Origin of the sequence: Odoribacter sp. N15.MGS-14 (genome assembly GCF_000980245.1) — a bacterium.
In the GTDB taxonomy this organism is placed as follows: Bacteria; Bacteroidota; Bacteroidia; order Bacteroidales; family Marinifilaceae; genus Odoribacter; species Odoribacter splanchnicus.
Genome location: NZ_LARE01000023.1, coordinates 1 through 18,699, shown reverse-complemented (window position 1 = coordinate 18,699; position 18,699 = coordinate 1). Strand labels below are relative to the sequence as shown.

At 44.8% G+C, this 18,699-nt stretch carries 13 protein-coding genes and 2 tRNA genes; 9 read left to right on the top strand and 6 right to left on the bottom strand.

What is annotated here, in order from left to right:
- Nucleotides 1-267 precede the first annotated feature (267 nt).
- Together WS34_RS07030 and WS34_RS07025 are read right to left on the bottom strand one after the other, a co-directional pair.
- Nucleotides 268-341 (bottom strand) — tRNA-Asn (locus WS34_RS07030).
- Between the two features lie 25 nt (nt 342-366).
- Nucleotides 367-440 (bottom strand) — tRNA-Asn (locus tag WS34_RS07025).
- 200 nt (nt 441-640) lie between these two features.
- Between WS34_RS07025 and WS34_RS07020 the strand changes: the two genes are divergently transcribed.
- From WS34_RS07020 to WS34_RS06995, 6 genes are all read left to right on the top strand, one after another.
- A complete protein-coding gene (locus WS34_RS07020; protein WP_175315411.1) occupies nt 641-1,729 on the top strand; it encodes a PorP/SprF family type IX secretion system membrane protein in 1,089 nt (362 codons plus the stop codon).
- Nucleotides 1,730-1,765: 36 nt separating this feature from the next.
- Nucleotides 1,766-8,323 carry a PKD domain-containing protein gene (locus WS34_RS07015; protein ID WP_046403940.1) on the top strand — a complete coding sequence of 2,186 codons (6,558 nt, stop codon included), beginning with the start codon at nt 1,766-1,768 and terminating at the stop codon, nt 8,321-8,323.
- 55 nt (nt 8,324-8,378) lie between these two features.
- On the top strand, nt 8,379-8,717 hold the full coding sequence (locus tag WS34_RS07010; RefSeq protein ID WP_022159463.1) for a hypothetical protein: 339 nt from the start codon (nt 8,379-8,381) through the stop codon (nt 8,715-8,717).
- A 71-nt stretch (nt 8,718-8,788) separates the two neighbouring features.
- The gene (locus WS34_RS07005; RefSeq protein WP_046403938.1) at nt 8,789-9,463 is read left to right on the top strand and encodes a DUF2461 domain-containing protein; all 675 of its coding nucleotides are present in this window, start codon (nt 8,789-8,791) and stop codon (nt 9,461-9,463) included.
- A gap of 50 nt (nt 9,464-9,513) precedes the next feature.
- Complete coding sequence (purD, locus tag WS34_RS07000) at nt 9,514-10,818, top strand: phosphoribosylamine--glycine ligase (RefSeq protein ID WP_022159464.1); 1,305 nt, start codon at nt 9,514-9,516, stop codon at nt 10,816-10,818.
- A 91-nt stretch (nt 10,819-10,909) separates the two neighbouring features.
- Nucleotides 10,910-11,845: a DUF6427 family protein gene (locus WS34_RS06995; RefSeq protein ID WP_046403936.1), complete on the top strand. Its 936-nt coding sequence runs from the start codon at nt 10,910-10,912 to the stop codon at nt 11,843-11,845.
- Nucleotides 11,846-11,868: 23 nt separating this feature from the next.
- Here the strand turns inward: WS34_RS06995 and WS34_RS06990 are convergent, their stop codons facing one another.
- From WS34_RS06990 to gldJ, 4 genes are all read right to left on the bottom strand, one after another.
- Nucleotides 11,869-13,203 carry a dihydroorotase gene (locus WS34_RS06990; protein ID WP_022159466.1) on the bottom strand — a complete coding sequence of 445 codons (1,335 nt, stop codon included), beginning with the start codon at nt 13,201-13,203 and terminating at the stop codon, nt 11,869-11,871.
- Between the two features lie 2 nt (nt 13,204-13,205).
- Entirely contained in the window at nt 13,206-13,940 is a 735-nt protein-coding gene (locus tag WS34_RS06985) for a polyprenol monophosphomannose synthase (protein WP_013612370.1), read from the bottom strand.
- A 31-nt stretch (nt 13,941-13,971) separates the two neighbouring features.
- On the bottom strand, nt 13,972-15,258 hold the full coding sequence (locus WS34_RS06980; RefSeq protein ID WP_046403935.1) for a UDP-N-acetylmuramoyl-tripeptide--D-alanyl-D-alanine ligase: 1,287 nt from the start codon (nt 15,256-15,258) through the stop codon (nt 13,972-13,974).
- 75 nt (nt 15,259-15,333) lie between these two features.
- On the bottom strand, nt 15,334-16,854 hold the full coding sequence (gene gldJ, locus WS34_RS06975; protein WP_013612368.1) for a gliding motility lipoprotein GldJ: 1,521 nt from the start codon (nt 16,852-16,854) through the stop codon (nt 15,334-15,336).
- A gap of 212 nt (nt 16,855-17,066) precedes the next feature.
- On the opposite strand from gldJ, the gene ispF reads away from it, so the two are divergent.
- The 3 genes from ispF to WS34_RS06960 form a co-directional block, all read left to right on the top strand.
- Complete coding sequence (gene ispF, locus WS34_RS06970) at nt 17,067-17,546, top strand: 2-C-methyl-D-erythritol 2,4-cyclodiphosphate synthase (RefSeq protein ID WP_013612367.1); 480 nt, start codon at nt 17,067-17,069, stop codon at nt 17,544-17,546.
- Between the two features lie 238 nt (nt 17,547-17,784).
- Nucleotides 17,785-18,030: a hypothetical protein gene (locus tag WS34_RS06965; protein ID WP_146752564.1), complete on the top strand. Its 246-nt coding sequence runs from the start codon at nt 17,785-17,787 to the stop codon at nt 18,028-18,030.
- Nucleotides 18,031-18,081: 51 nt separating this feature from the next.
- Nucleotides 18,082-18,699, top strand: a 618-nt coding sequence (locus WS34_RS06960) for a 6-bladed beta-propeller (RefSeq protein WP_046403931.1), incomplete at its 3' end; no start/stop codon positions are given.

The window sequence follows — 18,699 nt, the reverse complement described above, 5'->3', positions numbered from 1 at the left end:
TAATTTCTGGCATTACTTTAAAACTTGTTTAATAATTCGAAGATGCGCACAATTAACAATAACGCACCAAATATAAACAATTGTAAGGAATTAGGGGGTTAAAATATGTAAAAGCGGGAACAATGGATAAAATGGAAAGAGGGGAAAGAATTTCAGCAGTTATAAGGGTTACAAGGGTTTCAAAAGTTTGAAAAAGGAACGCCGGGACGGACCTTTCGTCCCATTTTCGGAAAAAACTAAAAAAGCCACCTTAATAGTGGCTTTTTGCTCCTCAGGTAGGACTTGAACCTACGACCTACGGATTAACAGTCCGCCGCTCTAACCAACTGAGCTACTAAGGAATCACTTTTGAAGTAAAGAACTCCGCTCCTCAGGTAGGACTTGAACCTACGACCTACGGATTAACAGTCCGCCGCTCTAACCAACTGAGCTACTAAGGAATATTTCTCAAAAGCGATGCAAAGATATGGCTTTTTTTGAAAGTGACAAAATTTCATCAGAAAAAAAATGATTTTTTGTTTTTTTTACAAAGGAATAAATTAAAGTGATTAATTTGAAAGGAGTTGTAAAAAAGCTAAATTTGTCACGATTCATTATTCATGAAAAATTAATGTGTGTGGGTATTCGATTAATAATATCGGTGACATTTTTGTTACTGGTGGTGTCTGTCCGTTTACAGGCGCAGGATACGAAGGTATCTCATCCATTTATGTGGAAATCTTTTAATAATCCGGCCTATTCAGGTTTTGATGGATTAGCGGGTGTGAATATCGGTATGCAACGGTCATATTGGAGTAAGCCGTTGGATTTCAGGTCTTATTTTGTTTCGGCAGATTATGCCTTTCAGGAGAAAAGGACTTTCGGCTTGGGAGGTCTCTCTCTGTTTTATCAACGCGATCAGGAAAGTTCGGTGATGTATGTGACCCAGCTGTTTGCTGCCGCCTTGTCGGCCCGGGTGAAACTGTCACGTTCTACGGTGTTGCAGGTCGGTCTGCAACCTAGCCTATATTGTAAAAGCGTGGATCCCTCGAAGTTGACACTGGGAGATCAGTTCGATCCTTTTTACGGTCAGATTTTGGATATCTCCCCTGAGTTGATGAGTTTTTATGCCGATAAAGTGACGATATTCGATATGGCCGCCGGTATTTACGGTCAGACCGATTTCAATGTGGCCTGGCATGGGGTGGCTAGTTTGGAGTATGGGTTTTCTGTATATCATATCATAGAATCCACTCAGTCGTTTTTATCCGAACACGGGTCTGCTTCTTCCGAAGAAAATCTGTTGAATCGCCGGTATTCGGGATATGTTTCGTATGCACATCCTTTTGCTTTAGGGAATCAGATCAATACAGTGCTTTCTCCGTACGTAATGGTCGATGTGCAGTCGGTTATGCGGAATTTACAATTCGGAGTTTGCTGGGAGGAAGAACGTTTCGGACTGATCGGTCTGGGGGTCCGGGGAGATCAATTCGAAGGATTGCAGGTAGGTACCTTGTTAGTACATTTAGGAGTGAATATTCCGGGAGGACGTGATTCCGGATGGAAGATCGGTTATACCTGTGAAGTCCCGACCCATCAAGGGACGATGTATCAAAATACCAGTCATTCTTTATCGTTGCATTGGTATTACAGGATAGTTCCCAAACGTTGCATCCAGCGTTTCGATAATTCGCCGAACAATAGTAAGAGAGCCAGAATGAAACGGAAGAATAAGGCTTTTCATTTTTAAAATCCGCCGATCACAGGCGAATAAAAAGGATCAGATATGAAAAATCAGAAAAAATGCAGAAAAGGGATATACCGCTTAGCTTTACTACTTACTGTTTTGTGCTCGGCAGTAGGTGGTTATGCCCAGACTCAGGACGATTTGAAATTGGTCGATCCCGGCGGGTTTAAGTTGTGTAATGGAGATGCTGTGAACGGACAAAAGTTGACGGTTTACAATCAATGTGTGCATGAGGGCTTCAAAAAAGGAACTTTTAAAGTAGATTGGGGAGATGGCTCTGCTGTCGAAGAATGGGGAACCGAAGAGACGATGGAGCATGTTTATAGGGAATTCAAAGTGTTTAAACTGAAATTTTCCTGGACTTCATCGGATGGCAGTAAAGTACTCGAAAAAAACTATGATGTACTTCGGCTGAATAAGCCGGATGTCGCATTGAAAGTGAATGAAAAAGGTACTTGTTACGGTATGGAGTCTGAAATAAAAATTATCGATTATGATAAACAGACTTCCGGTACCGTTTATGTCGTGAATTTCGGAGATGGGCGTGATACGACTTTAACACAGGCAGAGATGATGAAAACAATGGGATCGGTGAAACATACTTTTCAGACCGATAATTGCCCGATAACGGTGGAATTGGAGGCTCGGAACGAGTGTTCGGACTACATGTTACCTTTACAGACGACCGTGACAACAGCCGTGGTTATTCCCCCGGAAGCGGCTTTTGATTTCGTAGCCCCGGGGTGTACCGGTTATCCTGTTCAGGTAATAAACCGTACGATTGAAGGACGGGATGTTTACTGTAATACAATAGCAGAATATATCTGGAAATTTGGAGATAAACCTTCTGTGTTCGAAAAATATCCTCAGGTGATATTCGATACGCCGGGAGAATATGAAGTACGCTTGATCGCTTCTACAGGGGGGCTGGAATGTTCCAACGATACAATCGTAAAAGTGATCAGTGTGATACAATCGCCGGAAGTCGGTTTTACAGTCGATAGGGATACCGTCTGTTCGGGCGAAAGTGTTGTATTTACCGACCATTCTAAAGGGGAAAATCCACAGTATTATTGGAATGTTACCGGTAGGCAGACAAATGATTTTGTTTTTATAAACGGCACTAGCGAGAAGTCGGAGAATCCGGTCATTCAGTTCAACGGCTACGGGGAATACGTGGTTGCACTGACTTTGACAAACGAATGTCCTCAAAATGTAAAAGATACGACTATTATCGTACGGAAGGATCCCGAGATTGTGGAGGTTACCTGGCCGGTGTCTTTATGTCCTGATCTTACTACGGGGAAAGCTTTGGTGAATTTGGAGAATTATTTCCGTCTCTATTGGAATGGAAACCCGAAAGAAGCAGTCTGGAAAATCGAACCTAAGGCAGGAATGACCGGTACGGTAGATTTTTTACCCGGTTATGAGGCGGATAAAGAATATCCGCAGGTTTATTTGCAGGCTGGTGCAACCTATGAGGTTTCCTTGACTTTGAAAGGAGCTTCGGTAGGCGGTGTGCTTTGTGGTGATCCCTCCAAGTTGACGATCCATAAAGAGTTGAAAATCGATGATCCTGCGATTACCGACAATATTGTTCCGACACCTGCCCCTGTCGGAGACAACATCTCGATTTGTGACGGCGAAACGGTTAGTTTTGAGAATCATTCCAACGGAGAGGGATTAGAACATTCTTGGACGATTAAGCCAATCACGACGGAATTATACGATCCGGCCTGGAATGTTGAATACCTGGCCGGTTCTCCGACTTCTGCCGAACCTCGGATCAGGTTCAATGGGTATGGAGACTTTGAAGTGACCGACTCGTTGTCTGTCCCTTGTAACTCGAAACGCATTTCTTTCCGGGTACATGTCAGGAAAGATCCGACTATTTTCTTGGCCGATTTTCCGACAGAAATCTGTCCCCGGGATGTATTGAATACGGAGTTGTGTATTTTTTACGAATGGTATAATCATGTGCCCGAAGCACATTGGGAGTTTACTCCGGATAGAGTGGACTTTGTGGACGGAACTTCGTCCGATTCGCCGGAGCCGAAGATTCATTTTCAGGAATCGGGAAAATATACCTATAAGGTCACTTTGCCGGAGGTGGGGTGTCCGGAAAAGGATGAGCATGGAGGTATTTTGACCCGGAAAGAATTGACCGGAGAATTGAAGGTCCGGATTTCAGGTTTGGATGTTACTGTCAAAGAGAAGGACAACCGGGATGAAGTATGCGAAGGTGGGATGCTTATCTTTACCAATTCGGCATCGGAAAAGGATCCTGAAAGTTTAGAGCTGGCTTATAACTGGGAAGTGACTATCCCGGAGACAGGGGAACCTCAGGGGGGAACGGCAGAGGATTGTGAGTTTCTAAAGGGGAATACGGAAAAGGTTGCTCCGATCACTTTTAAGAAATGGGGAACCTATGAAGTAACCGGTACGGTTTTCGGATTTTGTGATACCGTGTCGCGGACTTTACGAATCCGGGTGAAAAAAAATCCGGAAGTAGTATTGGAAGATACGGTTTCTTGTCCTGCCGGTTTTGTCCTTTCGGGTGATACTACGTTTGTATGGTATAATAATACCCCACAGGTAACCTGGCAGATTTATCGGCAGGACGGCACGGACCAGCCGGGAGATTATGAACTGGGTGCGGAGGGGTTGACGAGTCTGATTCCTCGGGTGGAATTTAAACGTCCCGGATATTATACGGTGAAAGCAACTTTGCCTCATGCGGGATGTCCGGCTACCGATCCGGTGGCTGAGGCGGTATACCATATTTATGATCCGGATATTTACGGGGATATTGTCATAAAGACACCTGTTGCGGGAAATCCTTCGGTTGCCGATATTTGTGAGCAGGAAATTGTCGTTTTTGAAAATACAATGCAGGAAGAAGCCGGTGCGCTCAGCTGGGAATGGGAGGTGGTTAGCGACGTAGAGCAGGGATATGAATATATGCAGGACGGCCAGGTTATCGATCCGGCTGTGGGGAGCAGACAGAAGGCTCCTTCGATCCGGTTTACAAAATATGGGGAATACCGGGTGAGAGTAGCTACTCATAGTACGTGTAAATCGCCTGTGACAAAAGAGTTCTGGGTGGTGGTGCATGGTATCCCCGATATCGAATTGGCATCATATATGAAACGGGTCTGTGCCGGAGACGGTATTCCCGTGGAAATGTCCGATTATCTGAAATGGGTGGATACCCGGAATTCAGCCCTTACTTCGAAATGGACCATTACTCCGGAAGTGGGATGGTCCTGGAAAGGCGGAGATCGGGAAAATACCGATTTCCCGGGGATATTATTCAATGATAATGGGCATTATGAGCTTAAGCTCGAGGTTTTTTCGAAATGTGCGGATGAGGGAAAACAGGAGTTTCTGACCGAAGTCAATGTGCTCAGGACCGAACAGCAGGCTAGCTTTTCTGTAGGTAAAGATTCTGTCGGTTGTACGGATGATCCCGATCCGTTTGTGATTACCCTGAATAATCTTTCGGAGGGGGATTCCCTGGCTTATACCTGGACGGTTACACCTCAGCAGGGGGTAAGTTTTGCCGAGGGGGATACGAACAGTGAATCTCCGAAACTCTTGTTCTCGGAGCCGGGAGACTACGATGTACGGTTAGCGGTTTCCAACGGTTGTCATCACGACGACGATTCGGTATTCCGGATCAAGGCATTTGCCATTCCCCGGGTCAGGATCGGGGATATTGCAGATCAGTGTGAACCTTTTCATTTTATCGGGAGAGAGCGGGTAGAAGTCGATCAGCGGAACGACAAAATACAACAGGTACATTGGACGATCACTGCGAATCAAGGTTATGCTTCCGAGGGATATACACTGGTGAATGGAACGGATTTAAAATCTTATTATCCGGATATCGATTTCAAAACCTGTGATTATACCGTAGTCGCAGCATATAAAAATCGTTGTAAAACACCGGGACAGGCTGTTTTTCAGGTGAAGGTCGATAAATTTATTCCTGTGATCCCATTGCCGGATGATACGATCTGTGAACTGGCAGAGGCCCGGATTCTTCGTGCACAGCCGGAAGGGGGCTGGTGGACGTTGAAAGATCCTGCAATTCCCGAAGCGGCTGAAGTGTTGTATACCGAGCGGGGAAATAGTTATTTTTATCCGGGCTTCGATCCCTATGCGCAAAAAGATATCGGATTGGTGTATCATTACCGGAACGGGGCTTGTATCGCCCGGGATACGATGAATATGCGGATATGGCCCTTACCTTATGTAGAGGCCGGTGATTCTTTGAAGATGTGTCTGAACAATCCACCGGTGACTCTGGTGGGAAGAGATTCGGCAGCGGGGCAGGTATGGCAACCCAACAGAGGAGATTGGAAATCGGGTCAAGACGTGTTGGCGGGACATTTGTTTACTCCGACTGTTCCGGGGGATTTTCAATTGTTGTATTATTATACGGATAGCCGTGGGTGTATGAACCGGGATTCGGCGGTGATGCGGGTACATCCTTTGCCGTCGACCGATTTTACGGTGGCTCCTCAGAGTTGTATCCATACGGATGTGTTGTTTACACCCGCTCAGCCTGACGGGAATACATTCGAATGGATATTCGGCGACGATACGCCTCATGGGATATCGGACAACGAGATCCTGCATAGTTATGACATGTACGGTTATCGGGATGTTATTTGTATGGCTCAGTCGGTTTATGGATGCCGGGATACTTCCGAAGCTACCCGTATCGAGATTATTAATTTGCCGCCTCCACCTTTTTTCGATGTCGATACTTTACAGGGGTGTGCTCCTTTCGAGGTCCTCTTTACGGTCGATCCCGATACCTATAAGAGCGATCATAATTACCTGACTTTTCATTGGGATTATGGTGATGGGACGAAGACCGACACCTTGATGCCTATCGTGCCGAAGCCTTATCCGGCCGGGAGCTGGGATACGACCTTTGTTGCCCGGATGACAGTAAGCAACGTTTGTGATACCGTGAGCTACGATACGACGATTACTGTATTCTCGGCTCCGAAAGTTTCTTTTGCTTTGATGCATGAATGGGAATGTTCGCCGGTATTTTTGGAATTGCAGAATACGACTACCGGAAATAATTGTGTATTCAACTGGACTTTTACCAATTCACGAACAGGAGAAGTGGTCGGAGAAACGGACATCCGTAATCCGGAGCATGAATTTACGACAGATGAAACCGCTACCAGCTATTTTATTACTTTACGGGCTGAGAATCGTTGTGATGTGGATGAGTATACCGATACCCTGCTTGTGAAACCCCGGCAGATCAGTGCTCATTTTACGCCTTTGGACAATCCTTACGCCTGTGTAAATCAGGAAATCTTATTCCGGAATAATTCTACGGACACCGTGTCTACTATCCTGAATACCTATTGGAATTTCGGGGACGGTAGTCGGGATACCGTCTGGAGCCCACGACATAAATACGATAAGCAAGGTACTTACCTGGTGAAATTGAAGATCGACAACGGCTGCGGGTGGGATACGATTTCTTCGCCTGTAATAATTTATCCTTTACCGCACTTGGAAATCAAAAGTGAAGATTATCTTTGTGAGGCGGATACATTTACCTTTGTCGTAAATTCAGATCAGGAACTGAAACAGGTAACCTGGAAATTGGGAGATGGACAGACAGGAAACAAGGATAGCCTGAGGTATGTGTACGAAGGATACGGTACCTTTCCGGTAACGGTTATCGGAGTTTCTGCCGAGATAAATCAGTGTACTGATTCGGTCATGAAGGAAGTGGTCGTTTATAACAAACCGATCCTGACGATCGAGCCGGTAGATACTATCCAATGTTCGCCTTATCTGTACCAGCCGGAGATTACCGGAGAGGCTTATCTGATGTGGGATTATGGGGATCGGTCGGGACTGACTTCGGCGAGGGAGCATTGGTATGTAAATGAATCCGATACGGTTCAGCGCTTCCGGGTGATGATATATGCCGAAACGGATAAGGGGTGTAAATCGGAATACCTGCGGGGAGTAGTTGTTCCTAATAAACCCAGGGCGTTATTGGACAAAAAGGTGGAAAAAGGAAATCCTCAAAAAGTGACCTTTATCAATCTTTCGGAAGAATGTTCGGACTGTATCTGGAATTTACCTGATAAGGGGACCTTCCATGCTTTCGGCGATCAGACGGTGGAATTCGGGGAGCAGGGGGTGTATCGGGCCGAACTAGTGGTAGAGAATGTATATGGATGCCGGGATACGGCGATTATGGAACATCGGGTATTGATCAAAGGATTGTATTTCCCGAATACTTTTATTCCGCATAGTCAGAATCCGAAGATCAACCGTTTTAACGGGATCGGGATGGGACTAGCCCGTTATAGGCTACAGATTTTCGATCAATACGGAAATAAGATTTGGGAAACCCGAGCCCTGGAAAACGGTCGGCCTTCGGAAGGCTGGGATGGCTGTAACCTCAAGGGCGAACGAATGCCGCAGGGAATGTATATCTGGCGGGCAGAAGCGATCTTCGGGGATGCCGAGGTCTGGACCGGAGATAATAATGAGTCGGGAGTTCCTGAAACGACGCAGGGGACGGTGTTGTTACTGAGAGAATAGGAAATCCGTTCCGGTAAATAATGGAAATTATAGTTTAACTTTTAAACGATAGAAGATGGATTATTTTAAAGAGGTTAACCTGGCAGTCACGATATGTGACAAAGAAGGGAAGATTTTGGAAATGAACGATAAGTCGCGTAAGACATTTTTAAAGCCCGGACAGGAGGATCTGATCGGTAAAAATGTGTTGGATTGCCATCCCGAGCCGGCTCATTCCCTGTTGGCCGATATGTTACAAAATCCCCGGACCAATGTCTATACTATCGAGAAGAAAGGGGTAAAAAAACTGATTTATCAGACGCCTTGGTATGTGGAAGGAGAGTTTATGGGGTTTATGGAGTTGTCGATGGAAATACCTTTCGAGATGAAGCATCGGGTGAGGGGGGAGAAATAAAAATAGAAGATTAAAAATAAAAAGCTAAAGGTTAGGAGGCTATAAGCTTAAGCGAGAGAGGAGGAAAAAAGATGAAAGGGTTGATTAGAGATATACTGACTTTTTTGCGGGAGTTACAGGAAAATAATGACCGGGAATGGTTTGCCGGTCAGAAACCCCGTTATCAGAAATTGAAAGAGGGGTTCGATGAATTGGTGGACCGATTGATTGCGCAAACTGCTGTTTGGGATGAGGAGGTGAAGAATCTGAAAGCGAAGGATTGTGTATACCGGATTTACCGGGATATCCGCTTTTCGCTGGATAAGCGTCCTTATAAAGATCATTTTGCTGCTTATATCTGTGGTTGGCGGGGACGTAACAGCGGACGTTGTGGGTATTATATCCACCTCCAACCGGGGTGTTGTATGTTTGGTGGGGGGTGTTATTGTCCGGAACCGGCTTTGTTGAAACGGATCAGGCAGGATATCTATGAAAATATCGAAGAGTTTACTTCGATTATCCGGGAACCTGAATTTATTGCCGAATTTCCTGAATTGGATACCGATGATAAATTAAAGAAAGTTCCGGCTCCTTTCCCTGCCGATTTCCCGGAGGCCGATTTACTAAAACATAAGCATTATGATGTGATGAGTGTAAAGCCGGAAGCCTGGTTCGAGAGCGACGATTTACTACAGAAAGTGGATGCAGTGTTTCGTAAAATGTACAAGTTTAACCGCTTTTTTAATTATACGATAGATAATCAGTAGTGAAGAGAGAAATCTTTATTATTTTTGCATAATAAAAAATAGATACTCATATGAAAGTCTTGTTATTGGGAAGCGGAGGGCGTGAACATGCGCTGGCGTGGAAAATAGTTCAAAGTCCGAAATTGGGAAAACTTTATGTGGCTCCGGGGAATGCAGGGACAGCCCAGTTGGCTGAAAATGTCAGTCTTGCAGTGACCGATTTCAGGGCTATCGGTGATTTTATTCAGGATAAACAGATCGATCTGCTCGTGGTAGGTCCTGAGGATCCGCTGGTGGAAGGAATACGTGATTTTCTGGAAGCCGATTCCCGTTTCGGGGGATTGATGATTGTGGGGCCCGGTAAGGACGGTGCTATTCTGGAAGGCAGTAAAGATTTTGCCAAACAATTTATGATCCGGCATGGTATTCCTACTGCGGGATATATGACGGTGACTCCCGATCGGGTGAAGGAAGGACAGCAGTTTTTAGCTACTCTTCGTCCGCCTTATGTACTGAAAGCCGATGGGTTGGCTGCCGGTAAGGGAGTGTTGATCCTTCCGGAATTGGAGGAAGCTCAGCGGGAACTGGAAGAGATGCTGGGTGGGAAGTTCGGCAAAGCGAGTAGCCGGGTGGTGATCGAAGAGTTTTTGCATGGAATAGAGATCTCAGTGTTTGCTATTACCGATGGTAAAGATTATAAAATATTGGGATCTGCCAAAGATTATAAGAGAGTAGGAGAAGGGGATACCGGATTGAATACCGGAGGAATGGGAGCTGTTTCGCCTGTGCCTTTTGCCGATGAAGAGTTTAACCGGAAGGTAGAGGAAAGAATTGTGCGCCCGACTGTCGAGGGCTTGAAGAAAGATGGAATCGACTACCGGGGATTTATCTTTTTCGGATTGATGAATAAGGGAGGAGACCCTGCTGTCATCGAATATAATGTCCGGATGGGAGATCCTGAGACCGAGGTGGTCATGCCCCGTCTGAAGACCGATATCCTCGAACTGTTCGAAGCGACGGCTTTGGGGAAACTGGCCGATTCGGCATTCGAACTGGACGAACGCTATTGCACGACGGTGATGTTGGTGGCCGGAGGATATCCCGGAAGTTATGAGAAGGGGAATGTGATTACCGGACTCGATGATATCGAAGGGAGTATTGTATTCCATGCCGGAACAAAAGAGGCTGATGGACAGATCCTGACTAATGGCGGACGGGTGATGGCTGTGAGCTCTTTCGGAACACAGATGGAACAGGCGCTGAAACAATCTTATGCTAACGTGGCAAGACTGTCTTTCAAAGATATGAGTTACCGTAGGGATATCGGGCAGGATTTGATAGAAGTAAAAGGTAAAAAGCTAGAGGCTATAAGCTAAAAGCTTGAGGTTAAAGGGGGAGAAGAAATAAATTGAATGATCGCGGGGAAATACCGGTATGAATGAGTTTTTAAAATCCAGACGGTTATATATGCTTTTTGTATTGCCATTCCTTGTAATGGCAATCGCTTTTCTTAGTGGGTATTTCTCTCTGGAGTCTCTCCAATCGGTGCAGGTGAAGGGAGTCATCAATATGGCTTATATCAATCAGCTGGATAAATCCTGGTTATCGGCAATCGGCTTTGTCATGGTGTTGGGGGTGGCCTATCTGATCTTTTTTCTGAGTGAACGGTTTAAATTGCTGGGACAAACGACGACCTTGCCTTCACTTATTTATATCCTGCTGACGTCGGGCATTATGGTCAATGTCGGTTTTGACTACCTCCTGATCGCTGTTTTTATCGTGACGGTCGCTGTATGGAAATTGCAGATGGCGATCAATGATACGAAAAGTAATGGTGTATTGTATGATTTCGGTTTTCTAATCGCCCTGTCCGTTGCTATTTATCCGAAGTTTATCCTGTTGATCGCTTGGGCTTTCGGGGTCTTGTTCTTTTCGGGCCGTTCTACCTTGAAGGATATTGTGGCTTTGTGGTTGGGAATTCTGACGCCGGTTCTGTTTATTGCTTTTTATTATTTCTGGACGGATCGTTTGGAATTGTTGCCGGCTATTTTTACGGATAACCTGATGGTCGGTGAACATATACATCGTCTGCCTGTAATCGATCTGGTGCGGCTGGGGATGATCGTATTGGTGCTGATCATTGCTTTGACAAACCTGTCGGCCCGTTATTCCCTGATGATCGTCAATCAGCGGCGTGGAATTCTTTCGCTGGTATCTATGATGATATTCCTGTCCTTGACGTTTGTGATTATTCCCGGCAATTATTATGATTTTATGTATATGTTTGCCGTCCCTCTTTCTTTTTTATATGCCCAGTATTTTATTTGCTGCCGGACCGCTTTATTCAGCAATCTGGTGTTTGTATTACTATTGGCTGCCTGTTTTCTGACGTATTTGGTTTAATTGTTCACATCCGATACGGGTACTTACCGTTTAAAAGTGAGTCGTTCGCCTGTACGGTCGGTATAAAAATCTCCTTTATCGTATACGACATGTCCGTTTACCAGCGTCGTTTGTACTTTATAGGTGAACGTTTGGTTTTCCAGGGGCGACCAGCCACATTGATAGAGAATATTTTCTTTTGTTACCGTCCAGGGGGCTTTCCGGAAAATACAAAGATCGGCCTGATAGCCTTCGCGGATAAATCCCCGGTTTTCGATTCGGAACAATTCGGCGGGGGCATGGCACATGCCTTCGACTATTTTTTCCATAGAGATCATACCGCGTTCGGCTAATTCCAACATTACCGTCAAAGAGTGTTGGACCATAGGGCCACCGCTGGCGGCTTTGGTGTATGGACCGTTTTTTTCGGACAGGGTATGGGGGGCATGGTCTGTTGCGATCACATCGATGACGCCCTGATTCACTGCTTCCAAAAGGGCCTGGCGATCGGCTTCGGTTTTGATTGCCGGATTCCATTTCACGAAATTCCCTTTGGTCAGATAAGCCTCGTCGTTGAACCAAAGATGATGTACACAGGCTTCGCCGGTGATTTTTTTCTCCAACCGTTTTCCGCTATCGAGCAGAGTCAACTCGTCGGCAGTGCTTAAATGCAGAATGTGCAAGCGGCTATTGTATTTCCGGGCCAATGAAGCGGCCAAGGCAGAGCTTTTCAGACAAGCCTCACGGCTACGGATAAGCGGATGATATTGTGGTGGAATATCGTCTCCGTATTTTGCTTTGTAAAGAGCTAAATTATGGTTGATGGTGGGCGTATCCTCACAATGGGTGGCAATCAGCAAAGGCGACTCTGCAAACAAACGTTCCAAAGCCGGAATACTATCTATCAACATATTTCCCGTCGAGGAACCCATAAAAGCTTTTATACCGCAAGTGGTACGGGGATTGACACGTTTTATTTCACCGATATTATCCGTTGTAGCTCCCAGATAAAAAGAATAGTTGACTAATGAAGTCCTGCCGGCAATCTCCTGTTTCTCTTCCAGCAATTGCAAGGTAGTGGTTGGCGGCACGACATTGGGCATATCCATAAAAGAAGTAACACCTCCGGCGGCAGCGGCACGGCTTCCTTCCCCGATGTTTCCTTTATGGGTCAGTCCGGGTTCCCGAAAATGCACCTGATCGTCGATTACCCCCGGAATAACGAAACAATGGCTGGCATCGATTACCTGAGCTTCCTGAAGCAGTGTTTCCGGAGCCTGAGCCAGGATTTGGGTAATCTTTCCCCCTTCGATGACCAGATCGGCCTGAAATTGCCGGCCTTCGTTGATGATAGTACCTCCTTGAATTACCTTTTTCATTTCTAATCTTTCCGTGGTTTTATTTTTCCGAACAGAGCCCGCATTTTCATGGTGATGACCCCGAAGACGGCTTCTTTGATAATGCCTTTACTCATTTTTGAAGTACCTAATGTACGGTCTGTAAAAATAATAGGTACTTCCTGCAACCGGAATTTCAGTGTCGAAGCAGTGAATTTCATCTCGATCTGGAAAGCATAACCTTTAAAACGGATCTTGTCCAGATTGATTGTTTCCAATACTTTCCGGGTATAACAGACAAAACCGGCTGTGGCATCATGTACTTTCATTCCGGTAATGATTTTTACATATTTTGAAGCAAAAAAGGACAATAACACCCGGCTCATCGGCCAATTGACCACATTGACTCCTGTCACATAACGCGAACCGATCGACAGGTCGGCCCCTTGCACACAAGCCTCGTAGAGCCTCACCAGATCCCGGGGATTATGTGAAAAGTCTGCATCCATTTCAAAGATGTAATCGTACCGATGTTCCAAAGCCCATTTAAAACCTGTGATATAGGCGGTTCCCAGTCCTAACTTACCTTTACGTTCGATGATATGGAGATTTGTGAACTCTTTTTGCAGTGTTTTTACGATTCCCGCTGTTCCATCCGGCGAATTATCTTCGATAATCAGAATATCGAAAGCGGGTTTTAAAGAAAATACGCAACGGATAATGTTTTCGATATTTTCTTTTTCATTATAAGTCGGAATGATAACTAATCTATCGTTCACAATATATGATTTTATATTCTATTTATCAGATTTACAGATATTCAACGATCCTTTCCAGCTTATTACCCCGTGAACCTTTTATGAAAATAAAAGAGTCGTTTAATGGGTGCGATTTCAGGTATTCCATGAACGATTCTGTATCTTTAAACCAGGTGATAAAGTTACATTTATCAGCGCAATGTTCAAAATTATTCCCGATGAGAAATATCCGGTCGAAATTTCCTTGCTGCGTTAAGCGGACGATCTCTTCATGAGCTGCAGCATTTTCTGTGCCAAGTTCGAGCATTTCTCCTAAAATGACCACTTTATGCTCTCCGGGCATCTCGCAAAAATTGCCTACGGATGCACGCATGCTGCTCGGATTGGCGTTGTAAGCGTCCAGGATGATAGTGTTACGGCCGGAACGGATCAGCTGGGAACGCAGGTTGGAAGGCCTGTAATTTTCGATAGCGGTTTGGATATCCAGGGGATCGATGCCGAAATGCATACCTATGGCCGAAGCAGCCATAGCGTTGTCAAAGTTATAACCTCCTACCAGGTGGGTTTTGACATATAAATCCCCTTTCCGGGTTTTCAGCGAATAGACCAGATAGGGGACGGTTTGTTTGATTTCACCTTTGAGTAAATCTCCTTCTTGTCCATAAGTGTAGCGTTTGTGGTCACGGCTGAGTTGTATCAGCAGCGGATCACCGGTATTGACAAATACTGGTCCGTTTTTCGGTAAAAGATAGTCGTAGAGGGCTTTTTTGGTTGCGATAATATTTTCGTAGCTACCGAAACCTTCCAGGTGGGCATGGCCGATATTGGTGATAATCCCGAAATCGGGATCGGCAATTTCACAGAGCGTTTTGATTTCACCCGGATGGTTGGCTCCCATTTCTACGATACCGAATTCGGTGGTTTCATCCATACTGAGCAAGGTGAGGGGGACGCCGATGTGGTTGTTGAAATTCCCCTGAGTGGCGAAAGTCTTGAATTTTTTCGATAATACGGCATGGCAGAGCTCTTTAGTTGTGGTCTTACCGTTGGTACCCGTAATTCCCAGAATCGGAATGTGCAATTGTTGTCTGTGATAATGAGCCAGTTGTTGCAGGAAAAGAAGACTATCTGCAACTAATTCGCAACCCGGCGATAGGTAATCGGCATTATCGATAATGGCTAAGGCGGCTCCCTGTTCAAGGGCTGCTGCGGCATATCGGTTCCCGTCGAAGTTTTCACCTTTCAAGGCGATAAAAATATCTCCCCGGATAATTTGCCGGGAGTCGGTGGTTATCCGGTGACCCCGGATAGCGGGATATAATTTTTCGATCGTTGTCATAAGCTGATGAAAAAAGAAAGGTTGCCGCTGGAATGAATGCTACGACAACCTTTTGTTGGGTTAATAATTTAAGAACTATTTCTGCGATACTTTATTTTTCTTGCCGCCGGTAGCATTCCCGACATGACTCATGGCACAGCGGAAACCGATGTCGTTACTGGATCGCTTCTGATTCATATAGCGCCGGCTACCCGGGTTCAGCCAATAGGCCCGGTCTTTCCAGGATCCTCCTTTATATACCCGGGCTTCATCATCGATCAGGGTGGTGATTTCCCCTTTTCCGTCGTTGTAATACATATCGTGAGTACCCCGGTCGTTTTCTGTGTTACGCCAGTCGATATCTCCGGAAATCCGTGATTTCAAATCTCCGTCGTTGAAATTACGGTTGTCGGCTGTACGGTAGTTTTCGCGGTTTGCCAGTTCGGCATCTGTCTGATTCCGGTAACGCATCCGTCCCAGACTGTCTTTGGGGGCTGCTGTGCCATCCTCGTTCAGTACCGGCGATTGAAATACATTACCCCGGTAGGGATTGAATTCCGCCATATCCTGGAAAGATAAAGTCCGGTATACATCGGCTACCCATTCGTTGACGTTACCTGCCATGTCGTATAAACCGAAATCGTTCGGCCAGAATGATCTGACCGGTGAGGTGTAGTCCCAGCCGTCGTTGGCCGAGCCCGCAACGCCCATATAATCGCCTTTCCCTCTGGTAAAATTAGCCATCATCCGTCCCCGGTGTTTTTTTTCGGCATATCTCACCCACGAACCGTCCCAGGGATAGATTCGGGAGTTGGATATTCTTTCGTCTTGGGTATTACCGATCAAACCGTAAGCGGCATATTCCCATTCTGCTTCTGTCGGCAGGCGATACTCCGGGAGCAATAATCCGTCTTCCCACCTTACCGGACGTCTTTCTTTACTCAGGCCTTTGTAGTTCTTTCTTACCGTACCGGTATATTGTCCTGTCGTATAAGCTTCCGTATTGAAGTTATTTTCATCTTTTTGATTATCGGGATCATGGGTCAGGATTTTTTTGTCGATCAGGATTTGTTCGTTTACCCTGTCGGTACGCCATACACAGTAGTCCGTTGCTTGTTCCCAGCTAACCCCGACTACCGGATACTCTGCATAAGCTGGAAAACGGAGGTAATTTTTCACCATCGGTTCGTTGTAACCCAACTGGTCACGCCACACCAGGGTATCGGGTAATGCCTTTTGGTATACTTCGGGATAGGTGGTATATACCCGTCGTAACCAGGTCAGATATTCCAGCCAGTCGATGTTACGGACTTCGGTTTCGTCCATATAAAAAGAAGCGATACTTACTCTTTTGGGCGTATTGTTCCAGTCGCCCATGACATCTTCCTGGGTACGTCCCATAACGAAAGTTCCTCCCGGAATGAATACAAGTCCGGGGCCTGTTTTTTGTGCTTTTACATTATTGTACTCGATCCCCCCGTTTTTACTGTCGTTGTATGTCCAGCCTGTGGTAGAAGATTTTTTCTTTCCGAAAATGCCTTTTATTTTCTGACAGGATGTGGCAGAAAACACAAGCAGACAACACGTTGCAAAAACAAAAAATCCATTATTTCTCATCTGTGGAATGTCTTTAGCAAATAGTTATGGTTGATTATAAAACACACGTCGTAATTAATTCACAAATATAGATAAATAAAGTTTTAGATGAAAATGAAATGATTGTATTTTTTCTTCAAAAGCTGTAAAATACCTTGCTCACTCTTCACTACCTTTGTAATTTATTGATAATTTTGCAAGGATAACTCCATATGGAGGATAAAGAATAACCTATGAAAATTAAAACTGGAATTGGAATCGATGTTCATCGGCTGGAGGCTGGTAGAGAGTTTTGGCTGGGAGGTATAAAGATCGGACATGAGAAAGGATGCGTTGCCCATTCGGACGGCGATGTGTTGATACATGCTATTTGCGATGCTCTGTTGGGAGCTACCGGCTTGGGAGATATCGGACAGCATTTCCCGGATACCTGTCCGGCTTATAAAGGGATCGATAGTAAGCTCCTGTTGCAAAAAACGAAAGCCTTGATCGATCACCGGGGATATGCGATCAGTAATATCGATAGTGTCGTTTGTCTGCAACGTCCCAAAATCCGACCGTTTATCGATGATATGCGGCATTGCCTGGCTGAAATCCTGGAACTGGATGTCGACGATCTTTCGATCAAAGCGACAACTACCGAACAACTGGGCTTCGAAGGCCGCGAAGAAGGGGTGTCGGCCTATGCTACGGTGTTGGTATACAAACTTTGAAAGGAAATAGCTTGATTGTATTTGTATTTTCCTGATTTTATCCCTTGTTATAATTTTATAACAAGGGATTTTTTTTGTTTCTATGATTTAAAATGATAAATATTTTGAAAATAAAATTAATTTTCTTAAATTGTGCAAGCCAGGTTTTATTCCTTCAACCTTAAATATCCGGGGAGTGGACATCGGTTCTAATTTAAAATTCAGATCTATGAAAACAAATTTTAAAAAATTAGTTGTAATGCTTGGTATAGTACTAGGTTTTACTTTAAGTGCGGGTGCTATTATTATGGGGTGGGGGTATATTGCCGAAAGTGAAATGCATAGTTTTCAGGAGAATTGTTCGGCAATTCCTAATGCTTATGTTAAAACGGACGGGAAAGAATATGTTGTCGATGGAGTGTTAAGTTATTATGGAGCCTGTGTTTGTCGGGTGGGTTATACCTATAATGAAGCACAAAAAGCATGTGTCGTGATGGGAGAATAGTTTTAAGAACATTCTCTACGTTATACAATTAAATTATAACTTAAAAATATCATGAAGGTCGGTGTTTATATTTTATTATTATTCTTTTTATTTTTTTCGTGTAAACAGGTAGAAACAGGGCATGTTCCAGTAATTCATTTACAACCAAATGAGAAGAGTATTTTAAAAATTTCGGATTATTTCAATCGGGTCGAGGCTGTTTTGTTGCGGGATACCTTTTTTTTCGGTGTGGAAGATTTTATCGAAGGTGCGGATAAATATATCGTTTTGGCTTCGGATCATCCTGGGTTAATGCAAGGGAAGGATAGATATTATGTATTTGATAAAGAGGGGTATTTCCGGAATTGTATCGGAACAGTGGGTCGTGGTACCGGTGAATATCGGGAAATCCGTAACGGATTACAAATGGGGGAAGATAGTCTGTTGAAAATAATCGATATAAATAAATATCTGAGTTATTCATTGGATGGAAAAGTAATGCAGGAGAGCGCATTATTTTCAGCAGAAAATAAAACTCCTATTCATACAAGTCCGAGGTATTTATGGAAGGACTCGCTGGTTGTATTCGAGGGGTATTCGGTTGTTACCGATAATCCGGCTATGTTGCGGGCCGCTAAGCAGGATAGCTCTTATTTTTGCGAGATATACGCCTTGAAAAGGAATGAGTTG